This window comes from Parendozoicomonas callyspongiae, assembly GCF_023502345.1.
GTDB classification, from domain to species: domain Bacteria; phylum Pseudomonadota; class Gammaproteobacteria; order Pseudomonadales; family Endozoicomonadaceae; genus Sansalvadorimonas; species Sansalvadorimonas callyspongiae.
Genome location: NZ_JAMFLX010000003.1, coordinates 102,132 through 117,075 on the forward strand (window position 1 = coordinate 102,132; position 14,944 = coordinate 117,075).

Genomic DNA, 14,944 nt, shown 5'->3' on the forward strand with positions numbered 1-14,944 from the left:
CATTAGCCCATCAATTCGTGAAAAAAGGAGAGCACAAGATGATTGTAAAGAACAATAACCGGGCCAGCGAAAACTAATCAGAACACTCTGATTTCCCGGCCCGGTATTCACCGGGGCCTTCAATTGCTCAGCATAATTTCAAGTATGCATTATCGAGCAACAGCCCCTGCACTAGCATTTTTTATGACGCCATTTCTTATGGAAACTGCTCATGGAAGCGGTTGTGTGCGTCAGGGGTACACATGACAACAAACTTAACCACTAACTTAGCCACCAGCACTTTTTCCAACTCCGCTCTGTCTCTACCACAACTTGGCTGGAAACCATTTTTTCAGCAGCAGCTGACGCTGGAAGAATACGATTTTACACAGCCGGCTCGTGTGATGGCTGAGCATCGTTCCATCCTGGTTCTGGCAACAGAGCATGGTGAAACCAGACTCGACAGACATCACAATATGCCCGACATTGCGGTTGGTGACTGGCTGCTGCTTGATCAAGACCAGCGCTTCCATCGTTTGCTGGAACGAAGCAGTCTGCTATCACGCAAAGCGCCGGGAACTGATCGTAAGGTTCAGCTGATAGGAGCCAACCTGGATACAGCTTTTATTGTTTCATCCCTGAACCATGATTTTAATCTCAGTCGGATAGAACGCTATCTCAGCATTATCAATCAGGCAGAGATTGAACCGGTTATTATCCTGACCAAAGCAGACCTCTGTAGCGACCCCGATAGTTTTCTCGATCAGGTTCGCAACCTTGATCCAACACTGCAGGTTGAGCTGGTTAACAGTCTGGATGCATCAACATCAGACTTACTGAAAACCTGGTGCAACACTGGAAAAACAACAGCTTTTATCGGCTCTTCCGGGGTCGGTAAGTCAACACTGATCAACACGCTGAGTGGCCATGAACTCCAGAAAACCGGTGGTATCCGTGAGGATGACAGCAAGGGCAAGCACACAACCCGCTCCCGAGCACTCCAGCCTCTGGAGGCCGGCGGTCTGCTGATGGACACTCCGGGAATGAGAGAGTTACAGATAGCTGATTGTGTGGAAGGAGTTTCCGAAACCTTTGCTGATATTGAGGAACTGGCTTTAAATTGCCGGTTTGCGGACTGCAGTCACCAGGCTGAACCTGGGTGTGCAGTGCAGCAGGCCATTGAAAGTGGTGATCTGGACCCTCGCCGCTTTAAAAGCTACTCAAAGCTGTTAAGAGAGCAGGCAATCAATGCCCAGTCTCTGGCCGACCGAAGAGCTGACTCCAAGGCTTTGGGGAAGTTCTACAAACGTGTTCAGGCTGACAGCCGTCGGTTAAAACAAAGATAAGAGTGGTAATATAACTCTGCGGTCAGTCAGCCCTTTCAATCTTTGACAGGGCTGACTTCCTTATTCGCAAACGTCTTCATAACAGCTTTCCAGCATCCAGTCCTCAATGCTGCAGAACTCTTCAAGGTCACTGCTCAACACCGGACCTGTTCCATCCCGGAACAAAATACCAGCCTCCTCAAACATGGCATCGCAGGCATCTTTTTCAACGCCACCAATAAACTCTATAACCGGCCTTTCTCCCCTGAAGGCTTCATACATATCAGTGCAGGTGATTGATGAACAGGGTGACCATAACCTGGAAACATCTTCCCTGCTGGCACCATAGACATGCCGTGTAATCTGAATCCCTGCATAAAGGTTCATATGAATCAGCGCCTCAACTCCGGCCGGAGTGATTTCAGCGGTACTGTACAAAGTAAGAGGCTGGTTGGGTTTGCAGCTGTAGTTCCTTGCCAGAAGATGAAGGGCCAGCTGCTCGGATGTGTATAAAGGGCTGATATGTTTTGAAGATACCGCCGTAACCAGAAGCTGGCCCCACTCATCAGTTATACAGCTGACAAATGGACAGGCAGGATTCACCTCCTGTCCTAGCTCGACCATCTCCAAAATCAGCTCATTGTGCTCAAACATTGCGGTAAGGCCTGACGAGATTGAAGTACTGGAAATTGTAGCTCTTCACTGTGGGTTATGAGCCTGACTTTCTCAAAACTGATTTTCTCAAAGATGCCACAGAACCCCGAATAACGACTTTGGGAGAAAAGTGGTTGGTCATTTCAAGCTGTTGATCCGCCAGCAATGCCAGAGCTTTTTTAACAGCTGTGCGGCCAATATCTTCAACGGGGTAATTCACAGTTGTCAGCTGAGGGTAAACAACAAGACCAAGAATCACATCATCAATGCCCATAACAGAGCAATCATCCGGTAGCTTGTAATTTAATTCATGCAATGCCCGCAAACAACCTGCTGCCATGGCATCGTTATAAGCCATGATCGCTGTCACTTCAGATTTAGATCGAATCAGCTCATAGGCCAGTTGATACCCACCTTCAACCGTTGCTTCACCAAACGCTTTGTAAGCCTTGTTATGATCAATGCCAGCCTGCCCCAAAGCGTTGCAGAAACCGATGTATCTATCGACATTATCGGTAATATTCTGGTTTCGCCCCAGCCATGCGATGTTCTGGTGCCCCTGAGCCAGCAGGTGCTTCGTTGCCATATACCCGGCTGCCAGATTATCAAACCATATACAGCGGTCTGCTATCTCTGGAATTTCCCTGTTCACGACGACAGCGACCGGACACTCGCTCAGTAAATCCAGGAGCTGCTGATCAGGAATATCTTTGGAGTGCACAATCAAGGCATCACAACGGCGGGAAAGCAGAGAGCGGATAGCCGCTTCTTCCTGCTCGGCATCATGATGACCACAGGCAGCCAGTACCTGCATTCCAGCTTGGCGGGCCTCAGTTTCAACACCCTTTAACAAGGTCGCGAAAAAGGGGTCAGCCAGATCATTGGCAACAATACCCAGCATCCCGGTTTTATTACCTGCCAGAGCACGTGCTGCGCTGTTGGGCTGATATTTCAGCTCAGCCATAACCTGCAGCACTTTGTCCCGCTTGGCCGCAGCAACGGTTGCAGTACCGTTGACGACTCTGGAAACGGTTGAGATAGAAACATTTGCACGTTCGGCGACGTCTTTAATGGTGGCCACTATTTATCCTGCTACTTATCCAGCTACTCATCCTGCCTTTCAGCTCTAGAGAACTCTTCTCTCGATCATTTTGAATGTTGAGAGAAGCTTCAGTAAATCATTTCAGTCAGGATTCTACCAACTTACATGGCAGAATTTCACTTTTTTGAAAACGCTTTCTGAAAACGCTTTCAAAGCATGATACAAATCAACGAACGAATTATAAAACCGCCTTTACCATTCACCCTGCGGACAAACTTTGACCCGGAGAAACCTAGAAAGTGGATAACATGTCTTTTGACCCCAAGGATCATCCTCACCGTCGTTTTAACCCGCTGACGGGTGACTGGGTTCTGGTTTCTCCCCACAGAGCCAAGCGTCCGTGGCAGGGGCAGCAGGAAAAAACCGCTCCTGATAATCGCCCTGCACATGATCCAAAGTGCTATCTCTGCCCACGCAATGAGCGTATTGGCGGGGAAAAGAATCCCGACTATCAAAAGCCCTACGTTTTCCCCAACGATTTTCCTGCATTGCTGAGTGACACTCCTGATGCAGAAGGCTTTTGTGAAAAAGAGAGGGGAGAGCTATTCAAATCAGATTCTGCCCGCGGAACATCCCGTGTTATCTGTTTTTCTCCGGATCACAGCAAAACCCTGCCACAGCTTTCTGTAGAAAATATTCAGCTGGTTGTCGATACCTGGGCAGAACAGATCAATGATCTGGGCAGGGATTACAACTGGGTGCAGGTTTTTGAAAACAAGGGCGCAGCCATGGGCTGTTCCAACCCTCACCCTCACGGTCAGATCTGGGCAACCAGTTTCCTTCCCAATGAAGCCCGCAAAGTTGATCAAAGCCTGAAGCAGTGGCAGGAAAACAAAGGTTCCAACCTTCTGCTCGATTACGCCCTGCAGGAATCAGCCGACGGTGAACGTACAGTTGCCGAAACCGAGAACTGGATTGCGGTTGTTCCCTGGTGGGCGGCATGGCCCTTTGAAACCCTGCTTCTGCCAAAGTTTGCAGTGAAACACCTACCGGACCTGAACGATGAACAGCGTAATGAACTGGCGGTCATCCTGAAACAGCTGACCACCCGTTACGACAACCTGTTTAACACCTCTTTCCCCTATTCCATGGGCTGGCATGGTGCTCCACGCCTGCAGGAGAACACCGATCACTGGCAGCTGCACGCCCATTTTTATCCGCCTCTGCTGCGTTCTGCGACTGTGCGCAAGTTTATGGTGGGCTTTGAAATGCTGGCAGAAAGTCAGCGCGACCTGACTCCGGAACAGGCTGCAGAACGCCTGCGCAATCTGCCTCTGGAACATTATCTGAACAACTCTGAGCAATAACAACGACCAGGAAGGTACTGACAAATGAAAACTGACCTGCAAGTACTGACCTCCCAAACATTTCAAGAGCAGTTTGGTTCTGCACCCAAGCAGTTTTACTGGGCCCCTGGTCGAGTCAATCTGATCGGTGAGCACACAGACTATAACGATGGTTTTGTCCTGCCCTGTGCCATTAATTATGGAACTGTGATTGCTGCCAGCCCCCGGGACGATAACAAAGTCGTGGTTGTAGCCTGCGACTATGAGAACGCCCGCAGCCAGTTCGAACTGACACTGCCAGTTGCCAAGGCTGAAGAGGGCAATTTCTGGTGTAACTACATTCGCGGAACGGCACAGGCTTTGATGCAGAAGGGCCACCAGCTGAAAGGTGCAAATCTGGTTGTCTCCGGTAACGTGCCACAGGGTGCCGGTTTAAGTTCATCAGCTGCGCTGGAAGTTGTATCCGGCCTGGCACTCAGTCACCTGAGTGGCATTGAAATTTCTCCTGCTGATCTGGCGCTGGCTGGTCAGTCATCCGAGAATGACTTTGTTGGCAGTAATACCGGCATTATGGATCAGATGATCTCTGCCTGCGGTAAAGAGAACCATGCCATGCTGCTCGACTGCCGCAGTCTCGATACCATGCTCATCTCCATGCCTGCCGGTGTTGCCGTTGTGATTATCAACTCCAACGTTCAGCGTGGCCTGGTTGACAGCGAATACAACACCCGTCGCAAGCAGTGTGAATCGGCAGCTGCAATTATGGGCGTTCAGGCTCTTCGTGATGCGGATATGTCTCTGCTTGAAGAGCATAAGGACAATATGGACAGCACGACATATCGTCGTGCCCGTCATGTCATCACTGAAAATATCCGCACCATGGCCGCCAGCGAAGCCCTGAGTGCCAGCGATCTTGCACAGATGGGAGAGCTGATGGCGCAGTCCCATATTTCCATGCGTGATGACTTCGAGATTACTCACCCGGCTATTGATGCACTGGTCGAAATTGTTGATTCGGCCATCACCACTGAAGGCGGTGTACGTATGACTGGCGGTGGTTTCGGTGGCTGTATTGTTGCTCTGGTGCCTGAACAGGATGTACCGGCTATCCGCAAGGCGGTTGAGAAAGAGTATGAAAAGCGCAGCGGTTTAAAGGCTGATATTCATATCTGCAAAGCGACTTCCGGCGCAACAGTTCTTTCTTAACAGGGAGAGCTTCACAAGGAGAGTCTCATGGTCACCGTCAAAGAAGAGCTGTTTGGCAAAACCCGTGCGGGGGAAGATATCCTTCGCACAGTTATGTGCAATTCCCTCGGTGTGGAAGTGGCACTGATCAACTACGGAGCCACTATCCAGGCAATTCGGACTCCGGATCGTTATGGCAACCTGGAGAATATCGTTCTGTCCTGCGATTCGGTCGCAAATTATGAACGACAGGGAGCCTATCTGGGGACAGTCGCCGGACGAACGGCCAATCGCACAGCCAAAGGGATGACTGTTATTGCAGGCAAGGAATATCACTTTGCCTGCAATAATGGCCCCAATCATCTTCATGGTGGAAACTGTGGCTTTAACCGCAAAGTCTGGCAGCAGTCCATCACCAGGAATGAAAACTCTGCCTCTGTGACCATGAGTTATCTCTCCATTGACGGTGAAGAGAATTATCCCGGTAATCTTAATGTCGCGGTGATTTACACTCTGACAGAAGAGAACCAGCTGCATGCTGTTTACAAGGCAACCACAGATAAAACCACGCTGGTTAATCTGACTCAGCACAGTTACTTCAACCTGGCAGGTAAAGGTGATTGTCTGGGGCATATCCTGCAACTGGATGCTGAGCATTACCTGCCAACAGACCCAACTGCCATTCCCACAGGTGAACTTGCAGACGTTGCCGGAACACCTTTTGATTTCCGAATCGCCAAACCAATCGGACAGAATATCAGTGAGGACCATCCACAGTTAGAGATTGGCAAAGGCTATGACCATAACTTCTGCCTTTCAGCAGATAGTGAGGAGCCCAGAGAATTTGCCAAAGTACACGAGCCGGAATCCGGACGGGTTATGACGGTGGCAACCGATCAGCCAGGTGTACAGTTTTATTCCGGCAATTATCTCGAAGGAACTCCCGCTGCAGGCGATGAACATTATCAGGCCAGAGCCGGCTTCTGTCTGGAGACACAGATCTGGCCGGATGCATCAAATCATCCGCACTTTCCCTCGACAGAGTTAAAGCCTGGTGACACATATCATCATCACACAATACTGACATTCTCCTGCGAGCCCTGATACTTATGGATTTTCAGACAATCATCGCCCGTAAAGACTGGCAGAATCAGAATGTCACTGGCATCAACCGTTTACCAGCCCATGCTCCTTTGGCTGCATGGCAGGATCTGTCGACAGCTTTATCCACAGAACCGGAAGACAGTTCCGGCCGATTTTACCTGAATGGATTGTGGGATTTTTGTCTGTACTCCATGCCAGAAGAGGTTCCCCGGGAGTTTATCGAGCCAGGCTTTACCAGCAGGAACTGGGCGCAAATTCCGGTGCCATCAAACTGGCAAATGCACGGCCGTGATCGTCCAATCTATACCAACGTCCAATATCCTTTTGATTTTCAACCACCTTTTGTTCCAGAGAAGAATCCAACTGGTTGTTACCGGTTTGAATTTGAAGCCGATGAAGAGTGGCTGGATCACCACCAGAGAATCGTCTTTGAAGGTGTGAACTCCGCTTTTCACTGCTGGCTGAATGGAAAACACCTTGGTTATTCCCAGGATAGCCGCCTTCCAGCTGAATTTGACTTATCCACAACCATACGGCCGGGCACAAATACCCTGTCTGTTATAGTGATGCGCTGGAGTGATGGCAGCTATCTGGAAGACCAGGATATGTGGTGGCTGTCTGGTATTTTCCGGGATGTATATATCCTCAGGAAAGCTCCGATCCATATCTCTGACTATCAGGTTGAAGCCATACCTGTTCACTCATACAGAAATGGTCGTCTTTCCTTAACAGCATCACTCAACCAGCATAACAGTGACCAGAAACTGTTCTGTACTCTGGTTGATCCTGAAGGGCAGACTGTTTTTGAGCACCAGCAGCTTAAACCCGCTTCTCAGCAGGACGAAAGAGGATTTACTCAGCCAACCTGGCACTTTGACCTGGAGCTGAGGGATATCGCCCTCTGGTCATCTGAACAGCCTGAACTTTACAGGCTGGTATTGTGGCTGGAAGATCAAAATGGAAATCCTGTCGATATCGAATCCTGCGAGGTTGGTTTTCGCCATATAGAGATTTCAGACGGCTTACTGAAAATCAATGGACAACCTCTGCTGATTCGCGGCGTTAACCGCCATGAGCACCATCCTGAACATGGCCATACCCTCTCACGAGAGGATATGGAGCTGGATATCCGGTTGATGAAACAGCATAACTTTAATGCTGTTCGTAACTCTCACTACCCTAACCATCCGCTCTGGTATCGCCTCTGTGACAGGTACGGGCTTTATGTTGTCGATGAAGCCAACCTGGAAACCCATGGCGCTGAACCATTTAACTATTTCACCAATAACCCGGATTGGCACCAGGCCTGTTTTGAGCGTGTTCAGCGTATGGTGCCACGTACGCGAAATCATGCCTCGATCATTATCTGGTCTTTGGGAAATGAATCCGGCTATGGCTGTAATCTTCAATCCGCGTATCACTGGATCAAGAACAGTGACCCCACCCGCCCGGTACAATATGAAGCCGGAGGATCAGATACAGATATTACCGACATCATCTGCCCAATGTATGCACGGGTTGGACAGGACCAGAACCAGGGTAGTGTTCTAAAGCCAGCCATTGAAAAACATATCAATTTATCCGGTGAGCAACGTCCGTTAATTCTGTGCGAATACAGCCATGTAATGGGCAATAGCCTGGGTGGTTATGCAGAGTACTGGGATGCATTTCACAATTACCTCCGCTTGCAGGGTGGGTTTATCTGGGACTGGGTTGACCAGGGAATCACCAAAGTATCAGATTCAGGCGAGCCGTACTGGGCCTATGGCGGTGATTTTGGTGATCAGCCCAATGACCGCCAGTTCTGCATTAACGGTCTGCTTCTCCCTGATCGCAGCCTGAAGCCTGCAATTCTGGAAGCCAAGTATGTTCATCAGTTCATCCGCTTCCAGTATCAGGGGCATGAACTGTCCATAAAGAATGGACATAACTTCGATGATCTCTCCAACCAGCGCCTTTACTGGACAGTGAAAGCCGATGGCAAGGTGATCCAGACAGGTGTTGTTAATGATATCACCACACAGCCTGGTGAAAGCCGTACTCTACCCGTCACTATTAAATGGCCCGATCTGACTGCAGACACTGATTATCGGCTTCATTGCGAAACGATTTTAAAACATGATACGCCGTGGGCTGAGGCAGGACACAAAACGGCTCATGCTCAATTCAAACTTAACTGGCCTGTGCCGCTTAAAAGCAAGAAACCAGGAACAAAGCACTGCGTTAACTTCTGCTCCTCTGGTGCAGGGCTGGAAATTCTGTGTGCCAACAGCAACTTTATCTTTGACAGAGAGGCCGCCGTACTTCAGCAGGTCATTATTAATGACAGACCACAGCTGGCAGCACCCGTCACTGATAATTTTTACCGTGCACCAACTGATAACGATATGGTTCCTTTCGCTGTACAGGATTGTGATGTTTACGGCCGCGACTGGCTAGACACCGGCCTTAATAAATTACAGGCAGAGAAAACCTATTTCGAATTCTGGGAACGGCCTGATGGAATCATTGAGGTCGAAACAGAACGAAGCTATGGCAACGGCCGGATTATTGCTCACCACCATTACCGTATTCATGACAGCGGCCGGTGTGATATCCGGGTTATTGTCGAGATTCGGCAGGATATGCCCTCACTGCCCCGGATCGGTCTTCAAATTGTTCTGAAGGATGGCTGTGATTCTGCTGAATGGCTCGGTCGCGGGCCTTGGGAAAACTACCCTGATCGAAAAACGGCTGCCTTGATTGATCATTACCACCTCCCCCTGAGTAATATGACTACGCCTTATATTGTTCCTCAGGAGAACGGGGCACGATGTGATGTTCGCTGGTTGAAGCTTCACAGACCAGATCAGAAAGATTTAAGTATCACCAGTCATTCTCCTTTTATTTTCACATTAAGCCCCTGGAGCCAGAAGAGCCTGGAAAAGGCACGGCATACATGTGATCTGCAGAGTGAAGGCCACCTGTATCTATGGCTGGATGGTTTTCATATGGGAATTGGTGGCGATGATTCCTGGAGTAAATCGGTACACGACAAGTATCTAATTGGGCCAGGCCGTTACGAATACAACTTATCTATAGGTTAAATATTATCCAATTAAGCATAAAGCTCTGGCTATCAACCTCGTTGACCCAACCGGCGCTGCCGTCATCATTGATAAAGCCCGTTATGATGATGCTCCTGTTGTGTTCTACGACAAGGAACCTCCCGCTAAAGATCTGGCCAGCTATGACAAGGCTTACTATGTAGGTGCCAGCTGATCGCCAAGCAGTGGAATGCCAACCCTCGGTGGGATCTGAATGGCGACGGCGTTATTCAGACCGTGCTGCTGAAAGGTGGACCAGGCCACCCAGATACCGAAGCCCGTACCAGCTACGTTATCAGCACTCTAAACGACGACTTCAAACTGAAGACCGATAAGTTGCATCTGGATACCGCCATGGCCAAGGACAAGGTTGATGCATGGTTCTCTGGCCCTAACGCTGACAAGATCGAAATTGTTATCGCCAACAACGACGCTACGCAGCAATTCCCGCTGAATAATGAATTTCCTGTAATAGCAGGCTCTGCAGAGCATCGGATAATCAGCCAAGTCGTAAACTTTCAGCTATTTTTTACAACCAACCTTTCTAAAAAATTGATTTAAGTCAAACTCTGACACTTGCAAGTAAGGCATCCTGCCACTTCTAATTAAGTGCGAACCAATATCATTTGCAGGGGTACTACGTAGTGAAGTCGGATATTGAAATCTCCAGAGATGCGGATCTGATGCATATCACCGAGCTGGCAAACAATCTCGGTCTGAAGCAGGAGCATTGCGAACCCTATGGCCACTACAAGGCCAAGGTGAGCCTGGACTCCATTGAAGATCTGAAAGATCGTCCTGATGGCCGCATGGTTCTGGTTACCGCAACCACACCTACACCTTTCGGTGAAGGCAAAACTGTAAACACCATCGCAATCACCATGGGTCTGAACACCATTGGCAAGAATGCAATCAGCTGTATTCGCCAGCCCAGCATGGGTCCGGTATTCGGTATCAAAGGTGGTGCAGCTGGCGGCGGTTACGCTCAGGTTGTTCCCATGGAAGACTTTAATCTGCACCTGACCGGTGACATCCACGCAATCTCCAGTGCTCATAACCTGGGTTCCGCAGCACTTGATACCCGTATTTTCCATGAAGAGCGTGAAGGCTATGAAGCATTTGAAAAGCGCACCGGCCTGAAAGCTCTGCGTATCGACCCCAAGCGCATCACATGGCGTCGTGTGGTTGACCATAACGACCGTGCTCTGCGCCACATCACTGTGGGTGAGCAGACTCCAGGCACCCCCAAGAACATGAACGGTGTGCCTCGTACCGAAGGCTTTGATATTACCGTTGGCTCCGAGCTGATGGCTATCCTGGCCCTGGCAACCAGCCTGAAAGATATGCGCGAGCGCTTTGGTAAGGTCATCATGGCCTACAACCACGATGGCGAGCCAGTCACTGCAGAAGACCTGCAGGTTGCCGGTTCCATGGCTGTTATCATGAAGGAAGCTCTCAAGCCGACTCTGATGCAGAACCTGGAAGGTGGTGCCAGCTTCGTTCACGCGGGTCCTTTCGCGAATATTGCGCACGGTAACTCCTCCATCGTTGCTGACAAAATCGCTCTGAAACTCGGTGATTACGTGGTAACTGAAGCTGGCTTTGGTTCCGACATGGGTTATGAGAAGTACTGCAACATCAAGGTTCGTGCCGGCGGTAAGTCTCCTGACGTTGTTGCTATTGTCTGCTCCCTGCGTGGTCTGAAGTCCCACTCCGGTGATTTCCAGGTTGTCGCTGGTCGCGATCTTGACCCAGGCATGATTGATCCTAACCTGCCTGCTCTGGAGAAGGGCGTGGCTAACCTGCACTTCCACATTAACAACGTTAAGAAGTACGGTGTACCAGCTGTTGTTACTATCAACCGCTTCCCACAGGATACCCAGGAAGAACTGGATTGGCTGATGGCCAAAGCCAAGGAACTGGGTGCTGAAGGTGTAGCTATCTCTGAAGGCTTCATCCATGGTGGCGAAGGCTGCATGAACGTGGCCAAGGAAATTGACCGCGTCTGCAACGAGAAGAAGGCTTACTTCAACTACCTGTACAACGTTGAAGATGATATTTCCACCAAACTGAACGAACTGGCTACCAAAGGCTACGGCGGCAATAAGGTTGTTATCAGCGAACTGGCTCAGAAGCAGATCGCAGATCTGGAAGCCAAGGGCTACGGTAACCTGCCTGTGTGCATGGCCAAGACTCAGCTGTCTGTATCTCACGACCCAGCCCTGAAAGGCGAGCCAACTGACTTTGACGTACCTGTACGTGAAGTTCGTCTGTCTGCCGGTGCTGGCTTTGTATACGCCCTGTGCGGAACCATCATGACCATGCCAGGTCTGGGCTCCAAGCCTGGTTACATGAAGATTGATCTGGATGATGATGGCAACATCATGAACCTGAGCTAATCGATAGACTGCTGTCAAACCTAAAGGGGAGCCCTCAGGCTCCCCTTTTTCATAAACAGATTATTTCTGGTCATTTTCTTCGATAAACATCATCAATTTCCTCCAGCTGCATTATAGAGAACGCTAGCGGTATACAGTTTGAAATCGGGGTTCTACAACTTCCGTCTTAGCCACCATGGTCTAACAGACTCACGGGAACCAAATCGATACCTTGTGCCCATGAGAAAACTCCCTTGCCGGGAGTGTATATGGAAGGAGGTGTACCATGGCTTTAGAGCTTGTACTTGAGGAATACCACGAACTGGCTGTTGTCATCCTGGAAGGGTGCGTCAGAGCGAGTAATGCTGGCTTTCTCCAGAACACCTTCAACATGCTTCTCAGCGAAGGACATGCCCGTATCGTTCTGGATTGCCGTGCTCTGAGTTCAATGAACAGTGATGGTCTGGCAGTTCTGTCTGATCTGGTTCGGGCAACATCGGCAGGCGGTGGAAAGATCGTTCTCTGCCATGCCAGCAAGAACCTGGTTGATCTGCTGGATATCAGTGGGCTGGATCAATTTATCGAAGTAACGTCCGGACGAGCGGAAGCCATGCGTCAGGTCATGCACTAACCAGAGGAAGGAGTAAAAGATGCTAAAACATACTCACAACTCTTCTTTTCAGTCTCACAGCGCCAATATGCATCATGGGCAGATGGGTCATGATTTTGAACAAAAGGTCGGCCGCAGCACCAGACATGTTCCGGAAAGTGACGAACATAATGATCTTATTCAGTTACATCAGCGACGTATGACAGCCTATGATGATGACTATGACAGCGGCATCGAAGATATGTACGATGATGATTGCCCGAGAAGAGATGACGAAGAGCTTGGATACCTTGACTCAGGCTACTTTCCCTCACAGCCTTTGGATGTTGATAGTGACGATGATGAAGATGAGGATTACCCATCTGCAAGATTGACCGCCGGTAAGCCTCTTAGTAAGAAACATCAAAATTATCTGCTTACGCAAAATGGCAAAGGCTGGAATTATCGCAAGGCAAGTGTCAGTCACAACAACGTTCCCGAGAACTATGTGAACCATCCCCATAAAATCGGCTTAAGCAAACCCACAAACTTGTTCGATAAAATCAAGGATCGTTTGTGCGACTATGTTGATAACCCGATTTTATTTGTCCGGCTAAGTTGCAGTATTGCTCTGCATACCGTCATGGGTACTATGCTGGCCAGTACATTCCTCGGCGCTGGTATGACGCTGGGAATATCTGCCCCTATTGTTGGAATGGTTGCCATTCCGGTTCTGGGAATAGGAGCCATAGGTGGTGGAGTTCTTGGTTTCTACAATGACTTTATTCTGGACAAGTCACTGTTGCCAAAAGATTTCAACTGGCTGGATGGTCTGACCAGAACAACCTACTTGCCGAAATATTCTTTTCCGGTAGCATAAATCACTGAAAAGCCTGCCAGAAATGGCGGGGGTTTCAGCTCTATTTCATCTGTTTCAATCATGCTGGCACTCTTCTGGCAAAATAAGATTAAGGGCTACAGCTGTAAGCGCAGTGAGACTAACCCCCTGAAGGGCCATAAAACTCGTTCCAATCTGCAAGCCACCCAGGCCAAATACCAGAGAAAGTGAAACAATACAGAGGTTGCGCGGTGCTGACAGATTAACCCGGGATTTGATTAAAGTATTCAACCCCACCACAGAAATAGAACCAAACAGAAGAACAAGAATCCCCCCCGTTACCGGTGATGGTATTGAGTTTAAAACCGCTCCCAGCCTGCCAACAAAAGCCAGTGTTATTGCAACTATGGCTGCCCAGGTCATGGTGGCGGGATTTATAACCTTGGTCAGCATGACAGCCCCCGTCACCTCTGAGTACGTTGTATTTGGTGGCCCCCCTACAGCTGCGGCCAGAGATGTAGCCAATCCGTCACCTAGCAGGGTGCGATGAAGCCCAGGGCTTTCCATATAGTCTTCACCAGCCACAGAGCTGATGGCCAGAATATCTCCCAAATGCTCAATGGCTGGAGCAACAGCAACGGGTAACATGAACAGAACAGCGTTCATATTCCATTCTGGAAACACAAAGGGAGGAACGGTCAACCACCCGATCTCAGTCACTTTGCTGAAATCGCAGATTCCTGTAAACCAGGCAGCCAGCATTCCTCCACAGACTCCTGCCAGAATTGGCACCAGTCTGATCAGCCCTCTTCCCATGGTGGCTGCTGCCAGTGTGGTTAACAGCGCAGCACCCGCCACCAACGTTGCAATTTCCTGCTCAAAGATCTGGGATGAGCCATCACCAGTCTTTCCCATGGCCATATTCACTGCCACAGTGGAAAGCCCCAACCCGATAACCATGATGACCGGACCAACAACAACAGGAGGAAACAGACGGTAAAGAAACCCCCTCCCATAAAGCCTGACCATCAGGCTGAGAAATAGATAAAACCCTCCCCCCGCCATGATTCCGCCCAATGTGGCTGGCATGCCCCAGGTTTCAACGCTGTAAATAATTGGGGCAATAAACGCAAAGGAGGACCCCAGAAACAGGGGCACACGTCGCTGGGTACAAAACTGGAACACCAGTGTTCCAACTCCCGCCGTAAACAAAGCGACATTAGGGTCGAAACCGGTCAGCAGTGGCACAAGAACCAGTGCTCCAAAAGCTACAAACAGCATCTGCCCGCCGACAAGGGCGATTTTAAAGTGATTCTCTGAATCCATACTGTTATTCATTCTTCGGATCACATTGAGCGAATGTCCCAGCCTGGGATCTGGAGGGAGGCAGTCTAGCAGTCCGTTGGGGCTAACGCTGA

General features: G+C 49.6%; 12 protein-coding genes. 9 read left to right on the forward strand and 3 right to left on the reverse strand.

The genetic code is table 11. The features are described 5' to 3' along the window. Nucleotides 1-242: 242 nt before the first annotated feature. Entirely contained in the window at nucleotides 243-1,325 is a 1,083-nt protein-coding gene (gene rsgA, locus M3P05_RS03075; RefSeq protein ID WP_249697765.1) for a ribosome small subunit-dependent GTPase A, read from the forward strand. Nucleotides 1,326-1,385: 60 nt separating this feature from the next. Here rsgA and M3P05_RS03080 read toward each other — a convergent pair whose 3' ends face one another. Then, complete coding sequence (locus M3P05_RS03080; RefSeq protein WP_249697766.1) at nucleotides 1,386-1,958, reverse strand: hypothetical protein; 573 nt, start codon at nucleotides 1,956-1,958, stop codon at nucleotides 1,386-1,388. A 55-nt stretch (nucleotides 1,959-2,013) separates the two neighbouring features. Further along, nucleotides 2,014-3,039 (reverse strand): LacI family DNA-binding transcriptional regulator, encoded by a 1,026-nt coding sequence (locus tag M3P05_RS03085; protein WP_249697767.1) that lies wholly within the window; start codon nucleotides 3,037-3,039, stop codon nucleotides 2,014-2,016. 269 nt (nucleotides 3,040-3,308) lie between these two features. Between M3P05_RS03085 and M3P05_RS03090 the strand changes: the two genes are divergently transcribed. The 8 genes from M3P05_RS03090 (at nucleotide 3,309) to M3P05_RS03125 (ending at nucleotide 13,568) form a co-directional block, all read left to right on the forward strand. Continuing rightward, the gene (locus M3P05_RS03090; RefSeq protein WP_249697768.1) at nucleotides 3,309-4,367 is read left to right on the forward strand and encodes a UDP-glucose--hexose-1-phosphate uridylyltransferase; all 1,059 of its coding nucleotides are present in this window, start codon (nucleotides 3,309-3,311) and stop codon (nucleotides 4,365-4,367) included. Nucleotides 4,368-4,391: 24 nt separating this feature from the next. Then, nucleotides 4,392-5,552 (forward strand): galactokinase, encoded by a 1,161-nt coding sequence (gene galK / locus M3P05_RS03095; RefSeq protein ID WP_249697769.1) that lies wholly within the window; start codon nucleotides 4,392-4,394, stop codon nucleotides 5,550-5,552. A gap of 27 nt (nucleotides 5,553-5,579) precedes the next feature. Further along, nucleotides 5,580-6,635 (forward strand): aldose epimerase family protein, encoded by a 1,056-nt coding sequence (locus tag M3P05_RS03100; RefSeq protein WP_249697770.1) that lies wholly within the window; start codon nucleotides 5,580-5,582, stop codon nucleotides 6,633-6,635. Between the two features lie 5 nt (nucleotides 6,636-6,640). Further along, on the forward strand, nucleotides 6,641-9,721 hold the full coding sequence (locus tag M3P05_RS03105; protein WP_249697771.1) for a beta-galactosidase: 3,081 nt from the start codon (nucleotides 6,641-6,643) through the stop codon (nucleotides 9,719-9,721). A 237-nt stretch (nucleotides 9,722-9,958) separates the two neighbouring features. Continuing rightward, complete coding sequence (locus tag M3P05_RS21190) at nucleotides 9,959-10,282, forward strand: hypothetical protein (RefSeq protein ID WP_408635852.1); 324 nt, start codon at nucleotides 9,959-9,961, stop codon at nucleotides 10,280-10,282. 83 nt (nucleotides 10,283-10,365) lie between these two features. Beyond that, nucleotides 10,366-12,120 carry a formate--tetrahydrofolate ligase gene (locus M3P05_RS03115; protein WP_249697772.1) on the forward strand — a complete coding sequence of 585 codons (1,755 nt, stop codon included), beginning with the start codon at nucleotides 10,366-10,368 and terminating at the stop codon, nucleotides 12,118-12,120. 265 nt (nucleotides 12,121-12,385) lie between these two features. Continuing rightward, a complete protein-coding gene (locus tag M3P05_RS03120; protein ID WP_249697773.1) occupies nucleotides 12,386-12,730 on the forward strand; it encodes an STAS domain-containing protein in 345 nt (114 codons plus the stop codon). 19 nt (nucleotides 12,731-12,749) lie between these two features. Continuing rightward, entirely contained in the window at nucleotides 12,750-13,568 is an 819-nt protein-coding gene (locus M3P05_RS03125) for a hypothetical protein (RefSeq protein WP_249697774.1), read from the forward strand. Nucleotides 13,569-13,622: 54 nt separating this feature from the next. On the opposite strand, the gene M3P05_RS03130 is transcribed toward M3P05_RS03125, so the two are convergent. Next, nucleotides 13,623-14,852, reverse strand: coding sequence for a uracil-xanthine permease family protein (locus tag M3P05_RS03130; RefSeq protein WP_249697775.1), 1,230 nt, complete (start codon nucleotides 14,850-14,852; stop codon nucleotides 13,623-13,625). Nucleotides 14,853-14,944 lie beyond the last annotated feature (92 nt).

Excerpts from the sequence above, each read along its gene's own strand:
- rsgA (WP_249697765.1), top strand. The coding sequence starts at position 243 with ATGACAACAAACTTAACCACTAACTTAGCCACCAGCACTTTTTCCAAC.
- M3P05_RS03080 (WP_249697766.1), bottom strand. The coding sequence starts at position 1,958 with ATGTTTGAGCACAATGAGCTGATTTTGGAGATGGTCGAGCTAGGACAG.
- M3P05_RS03090 (WP_249697768.1), top strand. The coding sequence starts at position 3,309 with ATGTCTTTTGACCCCAAGGATCATCCTCACCGTCGTTTTAACCCGCTG.
- galK (WP_249697769.1), top strand. The coding sequence starts at position 4,392 with ATGAAAACTGACCTGCAAGTACTGACCTCCCAAACATTTCAAGAGCAG.
- M3P05_RS03100 (WP_249697770.1), top strand. The coding sequence starts at position 5,580 with ATGGTCACCGTCAAAGAAGAGCTGTTTGGCAAAACCCGTGCGGGGGAA.
- M3P05_RS03105 (WP_249697771.1), top strand. The coding sequence starts at position 6,641 with ATGGATTTTCAGACAATCATCGCCCGTAAAGACTGGCAGAATCAGAAT.
- M3P05_RS03120 (WP_249697773.1), top strand. The coding sequence starts at position 12,386 with ATGGCTTTAGAGCTTGTACTTGAGGAATACCACGAACTGGCTGTTGTC.
- M3P05_RS03125 (WP_249697774.1), top strand. The coding sequence starts at position 12,750 with ATGCTAAAACATACTCACAACTCTTCTTTTCAGTCTCACAGCGCCAAT.
- M3P05_RS03130 (WP_249697775.1), bottom strand. The coding sequence starts at position 14,852 with ATGGATTCAGAGAATCACTTTAAAATCGCCCTTGTCGGCGGGCAGATG.